Source organism: Nostoc flagelliforme FACHB-838, assembly GCF_014698065.1.
Lineage (GTDB): Bacteria > Cyanobacteriota > Cyanobacteriia > Cyanobacteriales > Nostocaceae > Nostoc > Nostoc flagelliforme_B.
Genome location: NZ_JACJSI010000039.1, coordinates 44,283 through 63,039, shown reverse-complemented (window position 1 = coordinate 63,039; position 18,757 = coordinate 44,283). Strand labels below are relative to the sequence as shown.

Genomic DNA, 18,757 nt, shown 5'->3' with positions numbered 1-18,757 from the left:
CACTGCTATGGATAATAATTATATGATTCAGGTTCTTAGTTGTTGTTTGATTGACAATATATTAGATTCTTCTGATTCCTTGCGTCAAGCCTGATTGAGATGCTCTTACCCTGCTTTCGTTAGGTCAATACTCCACAAGAGCCGAGTGCTTAGAAACTTGAACGCTCGGTTCTTAGAGGGGAAAGGGATAACAATATCCCTGACCTAGCCGATCAAATATATTTTTATTATGAGCAATCTCGATTGCCATCTATATTCTTAAGATATTGAGGTAGCTTTGTCAGACAAAGTTTTGCATTTGTGATTTGTGCTGTTGTAAGGTTAATAGAGTGTTGGAGATCGGCTTTAGTCAGATCTGTATGGTCAAGGATAGCGCCGTCAATGATAGCATCATAAAAACTAGCATTTGTTAGATATGCCCCATAAAAATTTGTGTTCTTAAGAGAGGCTCCTTTGAAATTTGCATTTTCTAGATAAGCGTCTTGAAGATTAGCACCATCTAAGGTTGCTTTCTCCATTTTGACATCTTTAAGGTTAGTGTTATTTTTGTCTCTTTGTAACTGAGCATCTATGAGCATAGCATCAAAAAAATTAGCATCTGAAAGATTTGCCCCTTGAAGGTGAGATTTGTAAAGTTTTGCTTCCCGAAAATCTACACCTTCAAGATTAGCATTCTTAAGGTTAATTTCATTAAGTGTCTCATTACAAAGATTTCTTTTTTGCAATTGATTGTAACCTGTCCATAACATATACTGAAGCATAAATTGAATCTCAGAATTAGGTTCACACTCCTTACTATGCAGTATTTGTTCTGCTCTATAAATAACTAGAAAATGCAAAATGATGAACGTGCCTATAAATGGAAAAGCGAGAAAAAATCCAGTGCTTTTCCAACGATCGCCTCTCTGTTTCTGCAAACTTGCTCTCACAAATTCCTTTGCCAAACTTGAAAGTGCAGTTTCCCGATAATCTTTTTGGGCTTGCATAAACTCTCTCGCATCGCGCAGCGAACGACCTTGAAGAACGTATTCTTGAGATTTGCCCTGATCTATCCAGTCTTCCGCGGCTTGCTCGATTTTGCGTTTCTTGCGAAGATTTTCTTGGCATTCAGTTAACCATTCTTGCAGTTGTCCCCAATTACGAATCATAGCTTCGTGGGCGACTTCAATCATTTCACCAGACTGCTCATCTGAAAAGGTCGCTAAAAAACGTACTCCAGGTGCAGCAAAACGATTAATAATAGCCCGAACAGATTTGGCTTCCTTTTCATCAGCAATCAGTTCTGACAAAGCCGCACGACGACGGGTGTTTTTTGTACCTTCTCCTAGTTGCACCAATGCGAGAAAAATCCGTCGAGCGATCGCTTGATCTTCTGCATTCAAAGATTCATACAGGCGTTGCGCTTCCCCAGCCAGTGCGCCACCTACGCCACCAATATTTTCTAAGGTTTTGGCTGGATCAACACCGTTTTGCAAGCCCTCCCAAATCCGCGTGAGGGCGAACTGTAATAAAGGTAACGCCTCTCGTCCTTGGGTTTGTTCTACTAGGAGTTTGACAATTGCACTATTTAACTGATATCCAGCTTGTTCTGCTGGTTTAGCAATAGCCGCTTCTAAATCTTCTGGCTGCATAATTGGCACGAGAAACCCTTGCTCTGAGAAGAGTTTGTTAAGGCGTGGGTGTTGTTGAGTTTCGCCTAAAAAGTCACTCCGTAACGTCAAAATTACAGATACTCGTTTTGAAGGTTCTGCTGTCGCACACAGCAAGTTTTCTACAAAAGCGTCGCGTTCGGCTTTATCTTTACAAAGCGTGTAAACTTCCTCAAACTGATCCACCAAAATAATTAGAGGAGAGAAAGCAATGTCTGGAAAGACATCAGCAATGCGCCGCAGTCCATCATATTCGCCATGATTGTTTTTTTGGGTAAGTTCTTGGGCAAACTCCCGTGTCTTACTCACAGGAGTGGGATCATTATTTGCAATCCGCGCCAACATAGCAGCAAGAGCTTCCAGTGGGTGGGTTCCGGGTACAAGTACCACCAATCGCGCCTGATTACGACCGGGTAAAGGGTTAGCCCCCAATTTGGGGATTAGTCCTGCCAGTGCCAAGGATGATTTTCCTGACCCCGATGGGCCATATATAGGTAGCAACCGCACCGCAGATTCCTGCTCATGGAGATTACGAAATATCTGCCATAGTTGCTCAATTTGCTTGTCTCGTCCAAAAAAGCGATCGCCATCCGTTTCTCGAAATGCCAATAACCCTTGATAGGGATTTGCACTTAGCTTGTTTGCAGGCGTTTGAGCAGTTTCTAATTGAGTCTGGACGTGGGAGAGATAAACCGTAAGTTGACCGATTGCCATCCCACCGATCATCTGGGCGATCGCTTGCCCTGAATTACTGCCAATATCCTGCTGAATCTGATTAATCGGGTCATCTGGATGATTTTGCATAGCGCGATCGCACTTAATTTATTTTTGAATTGTTAAAAATTCACCCCACCCTGAATATTGCCGTCAATTCTGCCAATTGCCTTACTATCGGTCATTTGTCCAATAGCCTGTCCTTCATTATTGGTGACAGTTTGATTGATTTGAACTCCTGTTGATGTTGGCTGCCCTTCTTGCAATATTTTGGCGATCGCCTCAGCTAAATCTGGGTTTTCTTTCAGCAGGGTTTCTAGTTCTTCCTGAAATACGGCTTGACGGGCTGCACTTTCAGGTTTTGCAGCTACTTGCTCTGCTGCTACCTTCAATTCCTCTTTTGACTCGACTTTTGAACCTAGTTTCGACCAAATTTTTTTTGCTTTTTCCCAGATGTCTGGAGCAATTTTTTCTCCGGCTTTTTCTGCTGTTTTTTCGGCTGCTATCCCACCTAGTTTGAGCAAATAGGGTAGGCAGGGAGCTAATAATTTAGTCAGCAATACAATCTCCATATATACACCTCATTTTATACCCGAATTTGAACTTAGTCATATCTGCTAGCGTTCGCACCCAATGCCATCACTGTCCCCGTCAAAATTATGAGGGTCATTGCCAACAACTTTAAATCGGCAGTCAAGGTCTGGCGCACTTAGAGGAATGCAGAAGTCAGGATATAATGAATCACAATTATGCTGTTGCTGTTGTGGTATTGTTACTGGTTTTGGTTGAGTTGAAATCCGCCGTCGAAACTCCCACGGCATTATTGGATTGGACTGATACCAAAAAGCATAACCCACCGCAGATTCAACAAGTTTATCGATTTTTGTAGGTTAGTGTTGCCCAAATCCTTTACCAGACATGATAGTTGGTGTATTAAATACAGGGATTTTAGCAGGATTTGGGGTGGTGAGGAAGCGATCGCTTGAAGGCGCAATTATTGTTTAGCAAAAGCCAAGTCACTTTCAATGAATTTGGCACCTTTCAGGTTAACCCCACTCAAATTACATTCGTAAAAATTTGCCCCTCTCAGGTCTGCTAGTGCTAGATTAGCTCCTGTTAAATCTGCACCAGTGAGGTTAACTTCACTTAAGTTAGCACTACTTAGGTTAGCCCTCTGAAGAGAAGCTCGTTGTAGGTCTGCCCCGCTTAGGTTTGTCCTCATCAGGTATGCTTTACTTAGGTCAGTTCCACTTAAATTAGCTTGACTTAGGTTTGCTGCTGTTAAATCAGCTTTACTGAGATTGGCTTGACTGAGGTCTGCCCAACTCAACTGAGCATAACTTAGGTTAATTTCACTCAGATTTAGTGATGCAAGTACTGCACACCTCAAATTAGCATTAACAAAATTTCTTTCTCCGATTGCATAACGGCGTAAAATTTCATCAGTTGTTACTCTGCCTAAAACAGCTTTTGATGCGCCTTGATAACACCATGTGGTTTCTAATAGCTTGGCAGCAGTGTTAACAGCTACTTCATCACCAGAAGCCACGATCACACCATTGCAGCCATCCCACTGACCTTTAAGCATCAGGGCAATCTCACTAGCGGCAGCAGCTGAATCAAATAGTAAAACAGATTCTTTGTGCGGTTTTAACCAGCTATTCCAAACAATCGAGATAATATTTTTCATTTCTATAAGTTTTGGCACTTTCAGACGATTCTGGCTAATAACAATCAGACTGGTGTGTGTAGCAACCGACTATTATTGTACTGGCTTAACGATCGCTTGCTAAAACTTGTCTCTTGAAATGGTGGAGGTGTTTGACTAGACTGCCATTAATGCTTTCCACTTTTCCCTTAATAAAAAGTTGAAGTGACGATGCTATGTTCAAAGGTTTTGGCAATTTGGCATAACTTGTCTCTGAATTGCCGTTTAAATGAGATATCGACAAAACAGAACAGCCACAAATCGCCAGTTGTTGACCTAACGCTGTAGAATAACTCAGCAACCAACTCACAGCGCTCGGTCATCGCTTCTCTACAACTGGCTAGTAATGTACTATAAAACACATAGTAAATGTGCGATCGCGTACCCACCAACAGCCTGCGATCGCTCACAGCTTCCTATAAGAACCTGTTAAGTAATTGGTCTGCCAGGTAATGTTTTACTAGCAGTACCTAATGTAAAATTTGGTGCGGTTCCAGTGATTAAACTCGCTACCCAATCGGGAATTTTAGCTTCAGTTGACACCAATGGTAATAAAGTCGCTAGCGTTTAAAGTTGATGCCATAATTCCAGTTAACAGAGCAAGACTTTCGTTATTAGCAGTAACCTTAATTAAGGTATCGCTGCCGCTTTGAGTAAAAGACAAACCAGAGTAGAGCAAACCACCTGATAAAGCAATCAAATCTTCACCAGTCTTGAAATCTTTAATAGTATCTCTACCTTCACCTTTGGCAAGCACAAAGATATCATTACCTGCACCGCCTGTGAGATTATCGACACCTAAACCGCCATAAATCTGATCGTTTCCTAGTCCGCCAACAATTACGTCATTACTAGCAAAGCCAAAAATCAAATCGTCTGAGCTAGTTCCCTGCAAATTATCAACTTTGGCTGAACCTGTGATAATGCTATTGACTTGGTTGCCATTTTTAATGTTGATGACATCAATATCGGCAATATTGGCGGGGTTGAAATTGTTATATTTGGCATCACTACTAACTACTGTGCCAGTAATAATTTTATAAGCAATGTTGTCATCTGCAATACCATCATTAACACCTGTAACTGTGATTACTTGGGGCGTATTCCAGTTAGCAGCCGTAAATGTAACGCTAGAAACTGGGACAATGCCTTCATTGACATTGGAACTACTCAAATTTAAGGTGACATTAGCAGTAGGCTGGCTAGTGAGTTGGATACTGAAGTTCACAGTACCACCAGCCTCTGTAGTTATTAGTCCAGTTGCAGGAGAGATAGTAAAACCAGCTGTATCATTGTCGATAATTGTACCACTAGCTTGGTTATCAATTATGCTTGCGTTAGTGGGGTTGATGAGATTGACAAAAAAGCGTTCGCTTGATTCAGCAACGAAATCGTTGAGAATCGGTACAGTGATTGTTTGAGTGGTAACTCCAGGGTTGAAAGTCAGGCTGCCTGTGACTGCGGTGTAATCAACGCCTGCGATCGCAGTATCATTACTAGTGTTGTAAGCGACTGTGACTATTTCACTACTGGCATTGGAGAGTTTGACGGTAAACACAAAATTGCCAGCGCTTTCGCTACCACTTTTATCTAGGATGGAGATAGTGGGAATGTTGTCATCATCAACTATGGTGATTGTACCAGGAGCGATCGCAACTGTTTGGTTGGGGTAACTCAGGTTAAGATTAATCGTTTCGTCAGTTTCAGTCACCTTCTCACCCAGAACATTGAGTGAAATGGTCTTTGTTGTTTCCCCAACAGCGAATTTTAAAGTCCCAGATGAAGTACCTGTTACAGTTCCAACTTTAATGTTATTGTAGTCGCTGCCAGAAGTTGCCGTGCCATCCAAGACATAATTTACAGTAGTGGCAATGGCAGTATTACCACTGCGAGTCACGGTGAAACTGACAATTTGGCTACCAGTATTACCTTCAATCACAGTTGGGGTAGCAGTTGAAATGGCGTAATTGAGATTAGCACCAGGAGCAAAATTAGTATTCCCAATATGATTCAATGGTTGCTCGGCAAAGTTTCCAGGTGATGTGTTAGCAACAGTACCTAATGTCAAATTCGGCGCTGTCCCAGTGATTAAACTTGCTACCCAATCTGAGGCTGTTGAACCACTAGTGTTACCTGAACGCCCTACATATCCAGCGACAAACGAGGTGTCAACAACTGTGGCATTAGCTGGAACTGAACCGCCAGTAGAACCTTTTCTAAATACAATCGAGCTATATGCTCTGTCCGTAGTAGATGTGCCATCTAAAACAGAAACTGAATCCAATACAGTCCAATTTGAGTACACACTACCATCAGCAATACCATCATCATTTGAGTCAATATCATTGCTAAGGATGGGTGCAGTAGTACTTTGAATCAGGAAAAAGCTAACAGAGTTATTTTCTATGTCAGCTGCGCCCGTGTGACCGATTGAACTTGAGGCTCCGCTTCCCCATCCGGCTCCACTTCCAGTATTAGTTAGGACATTTGCACCAGAGTTGACTGCATAAGTATTGCCTTTTTGTAACAGAACCAGCAACCCATTGCTTCCAAACTGCTTACCAGACAAATCAAAAATATCTTGAACCTTGCCAGGATTGGAGGAGCCAGAATCACCCTCGATCCCAATTAGATAAGTTCCGGGTGCTAGAGTTGCACCAGAAGTACCACGCAGCTCGATATATTCTTTAGGGCTATCTGTACTTGGGGGATCAAAAAGAATTTCGTTGATCAGTATCGGCTGAGGGGGAACGGGATCAACAGGAGTATTGGGATTACCGGGATTATTAAATAGCACCGAAACATTTTTAGATTCACTGTTTGCCACCGCCAAGTCAGATTTACCGTCTTTGTCGAAGTCGCCTACGGTGACAGCATAGGGTGTTGTGCCTACGTCAAAGTTCGTGGCATTTCCAAAGCTGCCAGTGCCATCTCCTAGCAGAACTGAAACCGTGTTTGAATCTGCATTTGCGACTGCTAAATCAGATTTTCCATCCCCGTTGAAGTCAATCACTGTGATAGATACAGGATTTAACCCCACATTAAAGTTGGCGGCAGGTTTAAAAGTGCCATTAATATCACCATTTCCCAACAGCACCGAAACATTGTTAGAGTCTGAATTCGCCACCGCCAAGTCAGATTTACCGTCTTTATTGAAGTCGCCTACGACGACAGAATGAGGATTTGTTCCTACATCAAATTGGGTGGCTGAGTTAAAAGTGCCATCACCGTTTCCTAATAGGATTGAGACGTTGTTGAAGTAAGAACTCGTCACCGCTAGGTCAGATTTTCCATCCCCGTTAAAGTCGCCGATAGTGACGGAAGTCGGACGGCTTGGAACTTTAAAGTTTTTGGCAACTGCAAAGCCGCCACTACCATCTCCCAACAGCACTGAAACATTTTGGGAGGCATTGTTTGCTGTTACTATGTCAGATTTTCCATCCTTGTTAAAGTCGCCCACTGCGATGGATACGGGAGATGATCCTGATGGCAGAGCAAAATTGATCGCAGTCCCAAAGCCACCAGTAGCTTTGCCATCTCCAAATAGCACCGAAATGTTACTCTGGTGCGCCAATGACGTAGTTACCATTACTGAGAATTGCTACAGCACTACCAAATTCACTATCGTCGTTATTAACCGAATTATTGAAAGTTTGTTGGAGTGAGCCACTGGTATTAAATTTGTATGCTCGTCCGACATCTGCAACTGCATCATCAAATTTAGGAGCGCCAATTAGGTAATCGATGCCATTCATTGCCACCGAAAAGCCAAATAACTCTCCTATTCCACTCGAAGGATTAGTAAATGTTTGTTGGAGTACACCATTGATATTTACTTGATATACTTCCCCTTTATTACTATTAGCTAAAGGTGCTCCAATTAAAATATTGGTATTATTAGATGCTAAGGAAAAGCCAAATTGCTCATTAGCAGCAGGTGATGGATTATTAATTGTTACAGAGGGGGTAGTTAAAACTGTAATAGCCCCACGCAAAATGTTAATCCAAGTCGTATTATTTTCAGTATTAGCTAGACCAGGAGTAGCGCTTGTACATATAGCATCATTTGACCAGTTATTAGTATTTGTGGCACCCACAGCCGAGTTACTAGTGTAAGCACTAAATTTACTAGTGGTGGGAGTTGTGGTTCGAGGAAAGGTATATATGGGAGTATTGCTAGAGTTTAGCAACTGGGGAACATCTGTATTGTCGGTGTTATTAAAAGCCTCTGTTGTTGTATCCCAGCCATTGTTACGTGTAACTGCATATACTCCACTAGTATTTAAAGATGATATTTTTAGTACATAGTCTCCAATTTTCGGGTCGTAAGTTAAGTCTGGAGTAATAGTGGCATCGATATCACCACCGTTATACAGCACTATTAAAGTTCCAGCTTTCAAAGAACTAAAGCCAGAGCCAGACAAAGTAATATTCAGGGAGCCATTACCGTCAACTAATGTGTGATTTTGGAGATTTACGTTGTCCCTAACAACTAAAAGTTCAACCCATTCTTTGGCTCCATCACTACCTTGAGAAAATTCATTAATAATTACGTCACCAGTGCCAGCTAAAACGTAGTCGTAAGTTTGTATTACATGGGTTTCAAATGCCAAGGCGGACTCAAATTTTCCACTTTTAAACTCAAAATCCCAATTACCACCTAAAGCTCTACTTCCTGTTTTGTCAATGGAGGCGGCAACATTTGCCCCGGTAATTTGGCTAATCTGCTCCACAAATTCTGTGCCTTCTCCATTTGCAACATCACAGCCATAAAGTAAAATATCCGCATCATCAGTTAAATAATTTCTCCACTGTTGTAATTGATTGGTGTAGTAGTTTAAATTGTTGCTATTTAATTGCGTGTAACCCAGTTGCAAGCTTCCGGTACTGCCGTGGGAGACAATGTGAACTGATTTGTATTTACCACCTTGCAAAGCTTGAGTGATTTGTTCTACTCCATCCTTATTGGAGTTAATAACTACTACACTAATTCCTGGCTTTATCCCAGTAATCAAACTTTGGTAGTCTATCACTGCGGTATCAATAAAGGCGATATTTTGATTTGACACTTGCAATTCCTCAGCAAAATTAGTTTGGATTTTATAAGTTTTGCTTTTTAGCATTTGCATAATTATTGTTGTTACTTTAAAAGTGAAATCTAGGAACTATTGACTCTAAAATAATGGCTTGAAAAATATAGAAAAAACAGGAGTGGTATGTTTCAGCATTCGCTTCTATACCTAAATTAATCGGCAGCTAGAACCTTTTTCTTTAAAAATTTCGCAAAGTAATGAAAAAAGTAGAAGCAAATTAGCTTGCTGTAGGTTATCACATTCGCGTCTCTCCTTCTCCCAAAGAGAGAGGCTAGCACCAAGGGAGAAGGACGCAAAAGAATAAGAGTTTTAGAGAGTAATTGCGTAACAGCTTATTTGTTGAAGTAAAACAGAAAAATAATATGATGACGCAATCAAAAATTAGGCCAAAAATACTAGATTTTCTACCAATGTGGTTCGGTTAAGGTTATGGGTGGGATTTTCTGGTGTGTAGTAGAGACGTTGTATTTCAATATCTCTACAAGTGTTATCGATAAGCAATTTATCTTAGCTAAACCTTATTTTATTTTCTACAGTATTATTACTGTAATAACTAAAATCTGCGAAAATTTTAGATTTATAAAGTTAATTTATGGACTGAGAAAAAATAAATTATCTCAAATTATTTTTACATTTGTAGGGCGCACATCTGGACTAGCCGGAGATGGAATGTTTTTTTAACTAAATCTACAATAATTAGAAATTCAAATTTTTCTAGCACCTAGCCGCTATTCCTTAATCTCCAGTCCTTCTTTCATGTTGCAGTTCATGACGATTGTTTTAGCGCTTACAATCGAAACGATCGCTATTTATGTTGATTGTTCATAATTTGATGATGTATGTAGCCAAATGATGAAAATTTTTGTAAGATGGTGTGTTGGGTTTGTTTCTTGGTGGAATATTCGCCAAAGCAAAAAGTCTCTTTTGTTTGGCGTTACGCTTATCTTGAGTGTGGTAAGTACGGTGATGCTGTCGTTTCCCTTGAACGCTCAAACAAATTTACCGCAAACGCCCGCATCTGAGTTAAGAGGGGTGTGGTTAACAAATATTGATAGTGATGTGTTATTTGAGCGCGATCGCCTTAAGGGATCTTTGCAACGCCTTGATGAACTTAATTTTAACACCATATATCCGGCGGTTTGGAATTGGGGATATACATTGTATCCCAGCAAGGTTGCACAAAAAGTTATTGGGCGATCGCTCGATCCTACACCGGGTTTAAAAGGACGAGATATCATTAAAGAAATTGTCGATGTGGGACATCAAAAAGGGTTAACAGTGATTCCCTGGTTTGAATTTGGCTTCATGGCACCAGCAGATTCTCTATTAGCTAAAAATCGCCCCCAATGGCTCACCAGTCGCAGCGACGGGACTCGGATTGTTAAAGAAGGCACACATAATCGCGTTTGGCTAAATCCCTTTCGCCCAGAAGTACAACAATTTATTCAAGATTTAATCGTTGAAATTGTCAGAAACTACAATATTGATGGTATTCAATTTGATGACCATTTTGGCTTACCATCAGAATTAGGGTACGATGCCTATACAGTGGCACTTTACAAAAAAGAACACCGTGGTAAAGCTCCCTCCAAAAACTCTAAAGATCCAGAATGGGTGCGCTGGAGAGCTAATAAAATTACCGAGTTTATGAAGCGGGTATTCACAGCCATCAAAGCTACTAAAAAAAATTGCATCGTTTCCGTTGCTCCTAATCCTCAACGTTTTTCCTATGAGTACTTTTTAGCAGACTGGCAGAAATGGGAAAGGATGGGAATCATTGAAGACTTAGTTTTGCAGATATATCGGGATGATTTGAATGTTTTTGTTAGCGAATTAGAATATCCAGAAGTGAAAGCGGCAAAGAGCCATATTCCAGTGAGTGTGGGTATTCTGGCTGGGTTGAAAAATCGATCTGTACCAATGCAGCAGATTCAAACACAAGTGCAAAAAGTACGCGATCGCAATTTTGCCGGAGTCTCTTTCTTTTTCTATGAAACCCTCTGGAACATGAGCAAAGAAAAACCACAAGAGCGTCAAGCTGCCTTTCAGAAGATTTTCCCCACACCAACGGCTTACCCCAATTTGCTTGCAGGTTGGAAACCTTTCAGTTAATTTTCCTCACAAGCTGTCTGTGAACACATCGCTTAATTTAAGCGATGGTTCACAGACAAATACTTAAAAATCTTTCATGGTAATTTAACTAGCTTGCTGTCCAAACCGTCTCTGTAAATCAGCCTCCGCTTCCTCAATTGTCATCGGCATCTGTTTTGGAGATTGGGCACGTCTCCTGTCGATGTAGATATGGAATGCTTCATCGTCGTTGCGATGCTCCAAAATATAAGTTCTTAGCTGCTCTAAAGGCATTTGTTGAAAGTTAGGTTTTGTCATAACCAAAGAATTTCTCCAGTTGGTGTTACCTCAGCTTCAATTGAATTATTGGCCAAGATATAAACATTTCTGGTGCGCTCGTCTAATCTTACAAGGTCTATTCTTTTATAAACTCTGGTAAGTTGGGCGCACACCCGAATTGCGGATATTGCTTGTTTGGGTGTAGGCTCCATAAGCACTATCCTATTCCCAAACGCCCAGCCAAGCCAGGAGTTAGGGGTAGAAGCGTGGTAATCATCAAGAATAGAGCCAAAAGCCCCAAAGCGGCTCTAGCATCATCAGGTTCAGTAACTTCATTCAAGCTGGGGCGTTCTTGATCCCGTTGCAAAAAGAAAATCACGATCGCCCAGTACATGGCCAGAGTATTACCGAGAGACACTAACGCCAGTAAAATTAAAGTTGCTACCGTTGCTCGTCCTGCGGTTTTGCGTCCATAAATCGCTTGAACAATGCGCCCACCATCGAGTTGTCCGGCTGGCATTAAGTTCAAAGCGTTAATTACTAACCCCAACCAACCAATCACCACTAAAGGATGAACACTTACCAGGGATGACTGCAACGCCGAACCAAGGACAACTCGCGCCAAACTTCCCACCAAAATCGACCCTTGGAAAAACTGATTGGGCAATTGAAATAAACTACCTGGGTGAGAAAGCAGCAAGCCTGTCACCAGCATTAACAAAGAGACAATACCACCTGCGGCTGGCCCTGCCAAAGCGATATCAAATAATACCTTACGGTTGGGTAACAAAGATTCAAAGCGGGTAATTGCACCAAAGGAACCAATTTGCACAGCTGGTAAAAAGAAGGGCCAGCTAAGGCGGATTTTGTGACGCTGGGCAAGTAACCAATGACCGATTTCGTGAACTCCTAAAATCGCAAATATCCCAGCGCCTATGGGCAAAGCTTCTTGAAACCGCCCTGGATTGGCAAAGAAATCAAAATTCAGCAGTAATCCCGCAGCTTCTAAACTTGTGGCAATGGTCGCTACCAACAGAATACCTGCAAAAGCTTTTTGCGATAACAACATCGGCCGGGGATCATTGCGACTCGGTAGGACGATTACCACTGGTTTGCCGTCTGTATTTTCCACTAAAAACAGGCGATATTGCTCACCAAGGCGTTGCTGCAAGTTTGCAGTTAGACGGTTGTGAGTCTCTTCTGGTTCTCCCCGCAAATTGCCTTTAAAAATGGCTCCATCTTGGTAAGCGATGGTTTCTGTAGCAAAAAACGTATCGATACCGAAAATACCTTTAACTACATTTAAGTCTTCTTCTGGTATCGGTGTGATCTCTGGTTTCAGTTCTGCTGCTGTTGGTTGTGAGGATTTTGCTTCAAGTAAAGAATCAGCGGCGATTCTTTCTGTCGCGCGTTGCTTAAGGATGGCATCTTGCCCAGCTGCGCGTAACTGGCTGCCTAAGTAGATGTACAATCCTGCGGAAGTTACTACTAAGAACAATATACCCGCTATATTGATGTAAATCCCTGCGGCAAACAATCCAAAAAACAGGAGCCAGGGAGTCATCAACACCACCGACTGTAACCAGGCTAAGATTCCCAGTTTACCAAAAGGTCTGGCGCGATAAAAGCCCCAGCCCAAAATGCCTAAAGCTAACAGTAGGATTGCCGCCAGGATAGAAGTTTCTGATAAAGTAAACATCTCCAAACCTTTGCTATTGAGACTAAGCCAGAACAAGTCCGGTATTGCAGATACACTTATTAATGTATAACGCCGCCTGTAGTCTGCCCAAATTATCCCCCTTTGAGTGGACGTAGCCCAACCCAGACATTGGGGAAGTCGAACTTGCAATAGCTCTTACAGTAGATTTTGGCTTGATGGATGCATTAATAGGTTTCAAAGGTAAGAGAGCATTTATAAAGTAAATCAAAAGTTAGGTGTATTATGGCTTTCCTAACGTACCAGCTTTTGAGCAAGTGGAAATAAGAGCGATCGCATAATATATCAATCGCTCTCTTGCCCAATAATTAATTTGTTCAAACTGTATTTGAGCGAAGTAGTCCCCTAAGTCCAATAAAGAACTTCAGCATTTGGAAAGCGCCTACTAATCTCACTCTCAAAAAAGCTACGCAACGCCTTCATTGTATCCTTCTCGTAAACGTACTTCGTCCCGCCAAACTTATTACGTTTGACGCTGCGTTTTGCCTCATCCATCTCTAATTTTGATTGCGGATACCAAGTTTGTAACACTTCTTTTGACCCAGGTGTAAACCGGTGTGAGATTAACTCAAAGGTAAGGTTACAGTCAAAATCTAGCGCCTCGTTTATCTGGTCAAACAAAGAAATATAGTGCATCTGCCAATCGTCTATCGGCATAATTGGCGCGATAACCAAGCCTACTGGATAACCGCCACCGCCACGCTCTTGTGGTAGCGCCAACCGTCGCAATGCATTCAGTCTGGATGCTACGGATGCTGTGCCACCTTCAAATTTGCCAGAAATCGGTGCGGCATTAACACTCATCCGACAGCGAGTATGCCCATTATGTGGTAAGTCGAGTAATCCATCCACAGCATCAAACTTCGATACCCAACGTAGATGTGCATTGGGACGAGTGCCGAAGTAACGGATACATTCAGCAAGACTTCCAGTTAAATGTTCTATACCTAATGGGTCTGTGTAACAGCTAACTTCAAAACTTGTGGTTTTCCCGTGTTGCTCGTAGTTAGCTAAGTTCTCTAATATCTGCGGTAAGTTGGCAAAAGCGCGGATGACAGGTGGCCCCGACAAGCTACCTGCTAGGTAGCAGTATTGACAGTGAGCCGGACAACCTTCGGCAAGGTGAAACTGCCAATCCGCAGAAGGTGGAATAGGACTCAGTTTCAAAGAACTGGGTGGTGCAGTAACCACCGCTAAGGTACGCTTGGCGATGTTGTAAGTATCCCGCTCAGACTCACCACGCAGTCCCTTCAAGCGGTTCTGTGATAATTCTTCTATTGGTAAGTTGAGTGACTGCACACGTGTAAGAATCTGCTGCCCCCAATCTTCATCTAGGGCAGCAGGTGTAAACAGTACCCGTTCAGGTATCCACAACCTTGGCGATTTTGTTTGTGTATCTGATACTGAAACTTGGTCTGTAATGGTATTCAGCAATATCTTTCTCCGTTATTTAGTTTGCTGACTTCTGCAATTAATTTTCTAGGACTTGCTTAATTCGTCGTTCTAACAAATCAAGATCCAAACTGCCTTCATCACGGTTAATTCGACGCACAGTTGAATTAACATTAGCTAAATTAACCAATAAATCTTGAAGAATTTCCTGCTGCTGACGGGCTTGAGTAACTTCTTGTGGTTCCTGTACTAAATCACGCACAATGGTATCTTCAGCGCGAGAGGCGATAATTGGATCGTTTTGCCCTTGAACGTGAACAAAGGTTCGTCGCCCTGGGCCTCGCTCTTCTTCTATTGGTATAACTGCTGTTACTTGGTCAGAACGCACATATTTGCCAAATCCCAAATGGACTAGTTCTGATGAGAGTATTTTCATACAATTGAAGCGTTATTTTTATGTCTTACTTATATTGTAAAATCTAGAAAAGTGACTTGAAGCCATAGAGCATACGGGTTATACCCAATTCAAAGTAGTAGTTTCCTTTCCTAATAGCTGCTTGATATTTCTATGTCAATCACACTATCTTTACCAGCTTTCGGGCTTGCTCTGGGGTTTTACTAAGCTCAATAAACTCAAGTTTTAGGTTGCAGTCTTAACTTTGGCTTGTTAAGTACAGCATTTCATTAATTTGTAGCGAATTAAATTTGGCAATCCCTTGTAATGCCAATGCATCCTTTTGCAATGTTAATGCATCGGGATGCATTAACATTGCGTCCGCTTACAATGCCAATGCATCGGGATGCCTTGTTAATGCGTTCCTTTGCAATGTGAATGCGTCGGGATGCCTTCTAACAGTCATCTTTCTGCAAGTTTGATTGTAAATAGTACCCGCTTCAAGTTGTAAATTTATTAGTAGCCTCTTTCTACACTGGCAGGATATTTAATCTTGCTCTGATTCAATATCTTCGTCTGCGATCGCAAAATCACTGATATAGTCCCGCACAACGCGCTCAAAAAATAAGGGAGCAGGTAAGGCTGTCCAATCGCTGTAGTGACCAAAGCCATAGCGTAGGGACTCAACAAGAGCAGCTAGGTCATCAGGATTATCTTCTGGTTGGCGCAAGGTAACAACAATCTCAAGGGGGTTGGGAGTAGGCCAGCGACCCGCAAATGGAGCTTGTTTAGTAAGATGATACACTTTTAACCCGGCTTTGTTACAAATTGGCTCTTTAGAATCATCAGTTTTTTTGACTAGAGTGTAAGTTGAACGATAGCAACTTTGTCCACGAGCTTTTCTTTGTGGTAATTCACGCGCCACAGATAGATAAGCTACGCATCCAGTTTTGTTAGTCGCACTAAGTCGAAATAAGCCGGTCGCGCTAGATGCTGAAGGAATTTCTAGCGCAGGTGGTAGTTTCTTTAGTTCTTCTTTAGTCCTGCTATCTTCTACAAAAGTTTCTATTATATGTCTGGCTTTTTTCTCAATAATGCCAGGAGCAAGTTATTGACGAATACGAATTATACGCGCGCCTTGCCAATCATCTTGCATATTCTCAGACTGCTGACCAAGGTTAATTTGATTAGTATTAATTCTGATATCAGCTAGCCAATTGCAAAGTTTAACGCAGTTGGAAGAATCAATTATAACTAATGGTTGCTTACCTTCTTCCACAGAATCAGAAATAATCTGTTTTACAAAGTCCATAAATCGGGTCTTGCGTACCTCTTCTTTATCAGCAAGTTTTATAGGAGTAAGCTGGGCAATAAAAGCTCGTGCATCAGAAAAACTAGCCCACGAACTGATGACTAAATTTCCTCTATCATAAGCACAGGAAAACTCACACTTTCCTGTATCTACATTGATGCGGATTGCTATTGGTAAAAATGTCTTTCCAATGTTTCCACGAGCGCGACCCTGTTGTTTACGCTCAATTGTAATTGCAATAATTTCTTTTGGTCTAGCTTCTGGTGGAATATTTTGCAGATACTTATCAGCTTTTTCTTTGATATCATCAATTCGACCAGAATGAGCAAAGATTAAATCTTTTAATGCTGATTGCATCCGATGGAAAAAATCTGCGAGTTTAAGACAGTTTGCTTTTCGGGTTTTTTCGATGGGTAATAAAAACTGCACACCAGCACCAGCCATTGCTAATGCTTTGCGAGTTGATGGTTTATTTACTTTATCATCATGCTTAACACTTTTTTGACCAGTAGGATCTGGGTAAAATTCTCTTGCCATTATTAAGCAGAAAGTTGGCTGATTCAGCTTTGCAATCTGTTTTGCAGTAGATTCCCATGCTTCAATTCGCTTCTGCGATCGCTTTTCAGCTTTCTCATCTTTCTCAGGTAAACCTTCTCGTGGCCCGTGGGTATCTTCTGGCAAGCGATTAATTTCTATTTCAAGTGTGTCTCCCCACAAAAGTTGAGTAACCTTCTGCAATAGTTTCGCTTCTGTTTGTAAATGAGCTTCATAAAAGATAAATAATAAAGGTTGCTCATTGGGATATAATCGCTCCATTGCTGCTTGGTTTGCCTGAATGATGGCTTGAAGTTCATCAGTCTGATTCCTTGTGCGTTGGCTGAATTGAAGAGCTTTTCTTCCCCAATGAATACCTTCTAAACGAATGTCAAAATATTTACTTAGCAAATCATCAATTTGTTTATTGTTGAGTTGATCAAGATATTTCGGAGTAAATTCAAAGTTGGTATTTGTTTCAAGAACTTCCAAAACACCACCAAGCAGTGTAGGAAGATTAATCATGCGCGATGCTGTATCATCTAGTTTATGCTTAGATGGTACTTCTGTGTAACCATCGAATATTTTGATTCCTAATGGTTTAAGAATTTTCGTGATCGCCTCAAACGCATCTAATTTATCAATCTCTGGTACACCTGTTTCAATACCGTATCTTTCTGAAGTTTCTTCGTCTTCTTCTGAATTATCTTGAAGTCCGTTACGGTAAGTTAGAAGTACCTCACAGCTATCAGTAGAGGCTAAACCTAAAGCGATTTCTTGACCATTACAAGATGACCCCAGATTCAATTTTCTCCGCAATATTTCAAAATGTTTATCTGTTTTCCAATTCCATTTTATCTGTTCTTGCTTTTTATTTTTTCCCTTTTTGCTGTTTTTATCTGCTTCAGCTTTGACTTGATAGTTAAAAGCGCGATCGGGATAGTCTTGAGAAAATATCAAACCGCTAATATTCTTACGATCATACTCAGGAGATTTTAACTGAGTGAACCAGCGACGTTTAGAAACCTCAACTTGTAATAAAGGTTGATGTAAAGATGGATAAGTAATGACTTCCAATCTCACTACAAAACTGAATTTACCCTTTTTGTTCTTTAAGGCGATCGGATCTGTAATCAGTTCTGCAATGCCAGAGGTAAATGTACCATTGCTGAAAATAACACGTTTCATCGGTCCTAACTCTGGAAAAATAACTTGTCCAGCAATTTGACAAGCCACATAATCTGCAAGCATTCGATAGGCATATTTATCTTTAGGTTGAGTTGTATCTGTCTCTTTATTCCAAGCCCAAGGTAACACTTGAGATTTGAATGGAGAAATTTTTATTAACTCTCCCGTATCTTGCAAATCTTCCAAACGGTCGATAATCTCTGTTGATATATCTTCTTCTTTAGCAAAAGGGCTGAGATAATTTATAAACCAATCGTTAATAATTGGGCGAAGTATTTTATTTATTTCTTCTTCATCGCCACTAGTAAGGTAAGCAAAAGGTTCTGGTAACTTATCGCCTTTAGTACAATTTAAGGCGTATTTGCTAAGACCTACCTCTGGTTCAATTCGTGCTGCATCTTTTAATACTACTTGTAGAAAATTTCGCAATGAGCCATAAGGAAGATTTTTGACATTAGCTCCTTTTTGAATCTCGTCAAAACATTGCAAACCTGCTTTTGTCCAAGTTAGAGTATAACCCTCTACTATAATTGGAGGCAGTTTATCTGGTACTGTGAAAGCTAGAGGATATTTTGCAATTGGTTTGATTGCGCCTGGTTGAATATACAATGTATCTGAAACCAAATCACCTTCAGTTTCTTCGTCTTCCTCTTCTGCAAAAAAATCATTTTCCAATTCAATTTCATTATCAAAGTTGTTAATCATTT

At 41.1% G+C, this 18,757-nt stretch carries 13 protein-coding genes and 1 pseudogene; 2 read left to right on the top strand and 12 right to left on the bottom strand.

Annotated elements, in window-relative coordinates; all coding sequences use genetic code 11:
* Positions 1-227: 227 nt before the first annotated feature.
* A complete protein-coding gene (locus H6G97_RS19630; protein ID WP_190942386.1) occupies positions 228-2,453 on the bottom strand; it encodes an nSTAND1 domain-containing NTPase in 2,226 nt (741 codons plus the stop codon).
* Between the two features lie 32 nt (positions 2,454-2,485).
* Entirely contained in the window at positions 2,486-2,923 is a 438-nt protein-coding gene (locus H6G97_RS19625; RefSeq protein WP_199349482.1) for a hypothetical protein, read from the bottom strand.
* Between the two features lie 176 nt (positions 2,924-3,099).
* On the opposite strand from H6G97_RS19625, the gene H6G97_RS19620 reads away from it, so the two are divergent.
* Positions 3,100-3,252, top strand: a complete 153-nt coding sequence (locus tag H6G97_RS19620; RefSeq protein WP_190942384.1) for a hypothetical protein — start codon at positions 3,100-3,102, stop codon at positions 3,250-3,252.
* 105 nt (positions 3,253-3,357) lie between these two features.
* Here the strand turns inward: H6G97_RS19620 and H6G97_RS19615 are convergent, their stop codons facing one another.
* From H6G97_RS19615 to H6G97_RS19600, 4 genes are all read right to left on the bottom strand, one after another.
* Positions 3,358-4,053, bottom strand: coding sequence for a pentapeptide repeat-containing protein (locus tag H6G97_RS19615; RefSeq protein WP_190942383.1), 696 nt, complete (start codon positions 4,051-4,053; stop codon positions 3,358-3,360).
* A 167-nt stretch (positions 4,054-4,220) separates the two neighbouring features.
* Positions 4,221-4,481, bottom strand: a complete 261-nt coding sequence (locus H6G97_RS19610) for a hypothetical protein (RefSeq protein WP_190942382.1) — start codon at positions 4,479-4,481, stop codon at positions 4,221-4,223.
* A gap of 122 nt (positions 4,482-4,603) precedes the next feature.
* Complete coding sequence (locus H6G97_RS19605; protein WP_190942381.1) at positions 4,604-7,660, bottom strand: FG-GAP-like repeat-containing protein; 3,057 nt, start codon at positions 7,658-7,660, stop codon at positions 4,604-4,606.
* Complete coding sequence (locus H6G97_RS19600) at positions 7,629-9,140, bottom strand: DUF4347 domain-containing protein (protein WP_190942380.1); 1,512 nt, start codon at positions 9,138-9,140, stop codon at positions 7,629-7,631. Before H6G97_RS19600 ends, H6G97_RS19605 begins: the two co-directional genes overlap by 32 nt.
* A gap of 876 nt (positions 9,141-10,016) precedes the next feature.
* Between H6G97_RS19600 and H6G97_RS19595 the strand changes: the two genes are divergently transcribed.
* Positions 10,017-11,276, top strand: a complete 1,260-nt coding sequence (locus tag H6G97_RS19595; RefSeq protein WP_190942391.1) for a glycoside hydrolase family 10-like protein — start codon at positions 10,017-10,019, stop codon at positions 11,274-11,276.
* 84 nt (positions 11,277-11,360) lie between these two features.
* Here the strand turns inward: H6G97_RS19595 and H6G97_RS19590 are convergent, their stop codons facing one another.
* The 6 genes and pseudogenes from H6G97_RS19590 to H6G97_RS19560 form a co-directional block, all read right to left on the bottom strand.
* The gene (locus H6G97_RS19590) at positions 11,361-11,552 is read right to left on the bottom strand and encodes a DUF6887 family protein (protein WP_190942379.1); all 192 of its coding nucleotides are present in this window, start codon (positions 11,550-11,552) and stop codon (positions 11,361-11,363) included.
* Entirely contained in the window at positions 11,549-11,725 is a 177-nt protein-coding gene (locus H6G97_RS19585) for a DUF6888 family protein (protein ID WP_190942378.1), read from the bottom strand. The genes H6G97_RS19590 and H6G97_RS19585 overlap by 4 nt, the downstream gene beginning before the upstream one ends.
* A 5-nt stretch (positions 11,726-11,730) precedes the next feature.
* Complete coding sequence (locus tag H6G97_RS19580; RefSeq protein ID WP_190942377.1) at positions 11,731-13,212, bottom strand: site-2 protease family protein; 1,482 nt, start codon at positions 13,210-13,212, stop codon at positions 11,731-11,733.
* Between the two features lie 363 nt (positions 13,213-13,575).
* On the bottom strand, positions 13,576-14,598 hold the full coding sequence (locus H6G97_RS19575; protein ID WP_338421779.1) for a spore photoproduct lyase family protein: 1,023 nt from the start codon (positions 14,596-14,598) through the stop codon (positions 13,576-13,578).
* Positions 14,599-14,701: 103 nt separating this feature from the next.
* Positions 14,702-15,058 (bottom strand): hypothetical protein, encoded by a 357-nt coding sequence (locus H6G97_RS19570; protein WP_190942376.1) that lies wholly within the window; start codon positions 15,056-15,058, stop codon positions 14,702-14,704.
* A 505-nt stretch (positions 15,059-15,563) separates the two neighbouring features.
* Positions 15,564-18,755: pseudogene (locus tag H6G97_RS19560) on the bottom strand (RNaseH domain-containing protein).
* Positions 18,756-18,757 lie beyond the last annotated feature (2 nt).

Bases quoted from the DNA above. Each gene is read 5' to 3' on its own strand.
- H6G97_RS19630 (WP_190942386.1), bottom strand. From the start codon at position 2,453: ATGCAAAATCATCCAGATGACCCGATTAATCAGATTCAGCAGGATATT.
- H6G97_RS19620 (WP_190942384.1), top strand. From the start codon at position 3,100: ATGAATCACAATTATGCTGTTGCTGTTGTGGTATTGTTACTGGTTTTG.
- H6G97_RS19615 (WP_190942383.1), bottom strand. From the start codon at position 4,053: ATGAAAAATATTATCTCGATTGTTTGGAATAGCTGGTTAAAACCGCAC.
- H6G97_RS19605 (WP_190942381.1), bottom strand. From the start codon at position 7,660: ATGGTAACTACGTCATTGGCGCACCAGAGTAACATTTCGGTGCTATTT.
- H6G97_RS19595 (WP_190942391.1), top strand. From the start codon at position 10,017: ATGAAAATTTTTGTAAGATGGTGTGTTGGGTTTGTTTCTTGGTGGAAT.
- H6G97_RS19590 (WP_190942379.1), bottom strand. From the start codon at position 11,552: ATGACAAAACCTAACTTTCAACAAATGCCTTTAGAGCAGCTAAGAACT.
- H6G97_RS19585 (WP_190942378.1), bottom strand. From the start codon at position 11,725: ATGGAGCCTACACCCAAACAAGCAATATCCGCAATTCGGGTGTGCGCC.
- H6G97_RS19580 (WP_190942377.1), bottom strand. From the start codon at position 13,212: ATGTTTACTTTATCAGAAACTTCTATCCTGGCGGCAATCCTACTGTTA.
- H6G97_RS19570 (WP_190942376.1), bottom strand. From the start codon at position 15,058: ATGAAAATACTCTCATCAGAACTAGTCCATTTGGGATTTGGCAAATAT.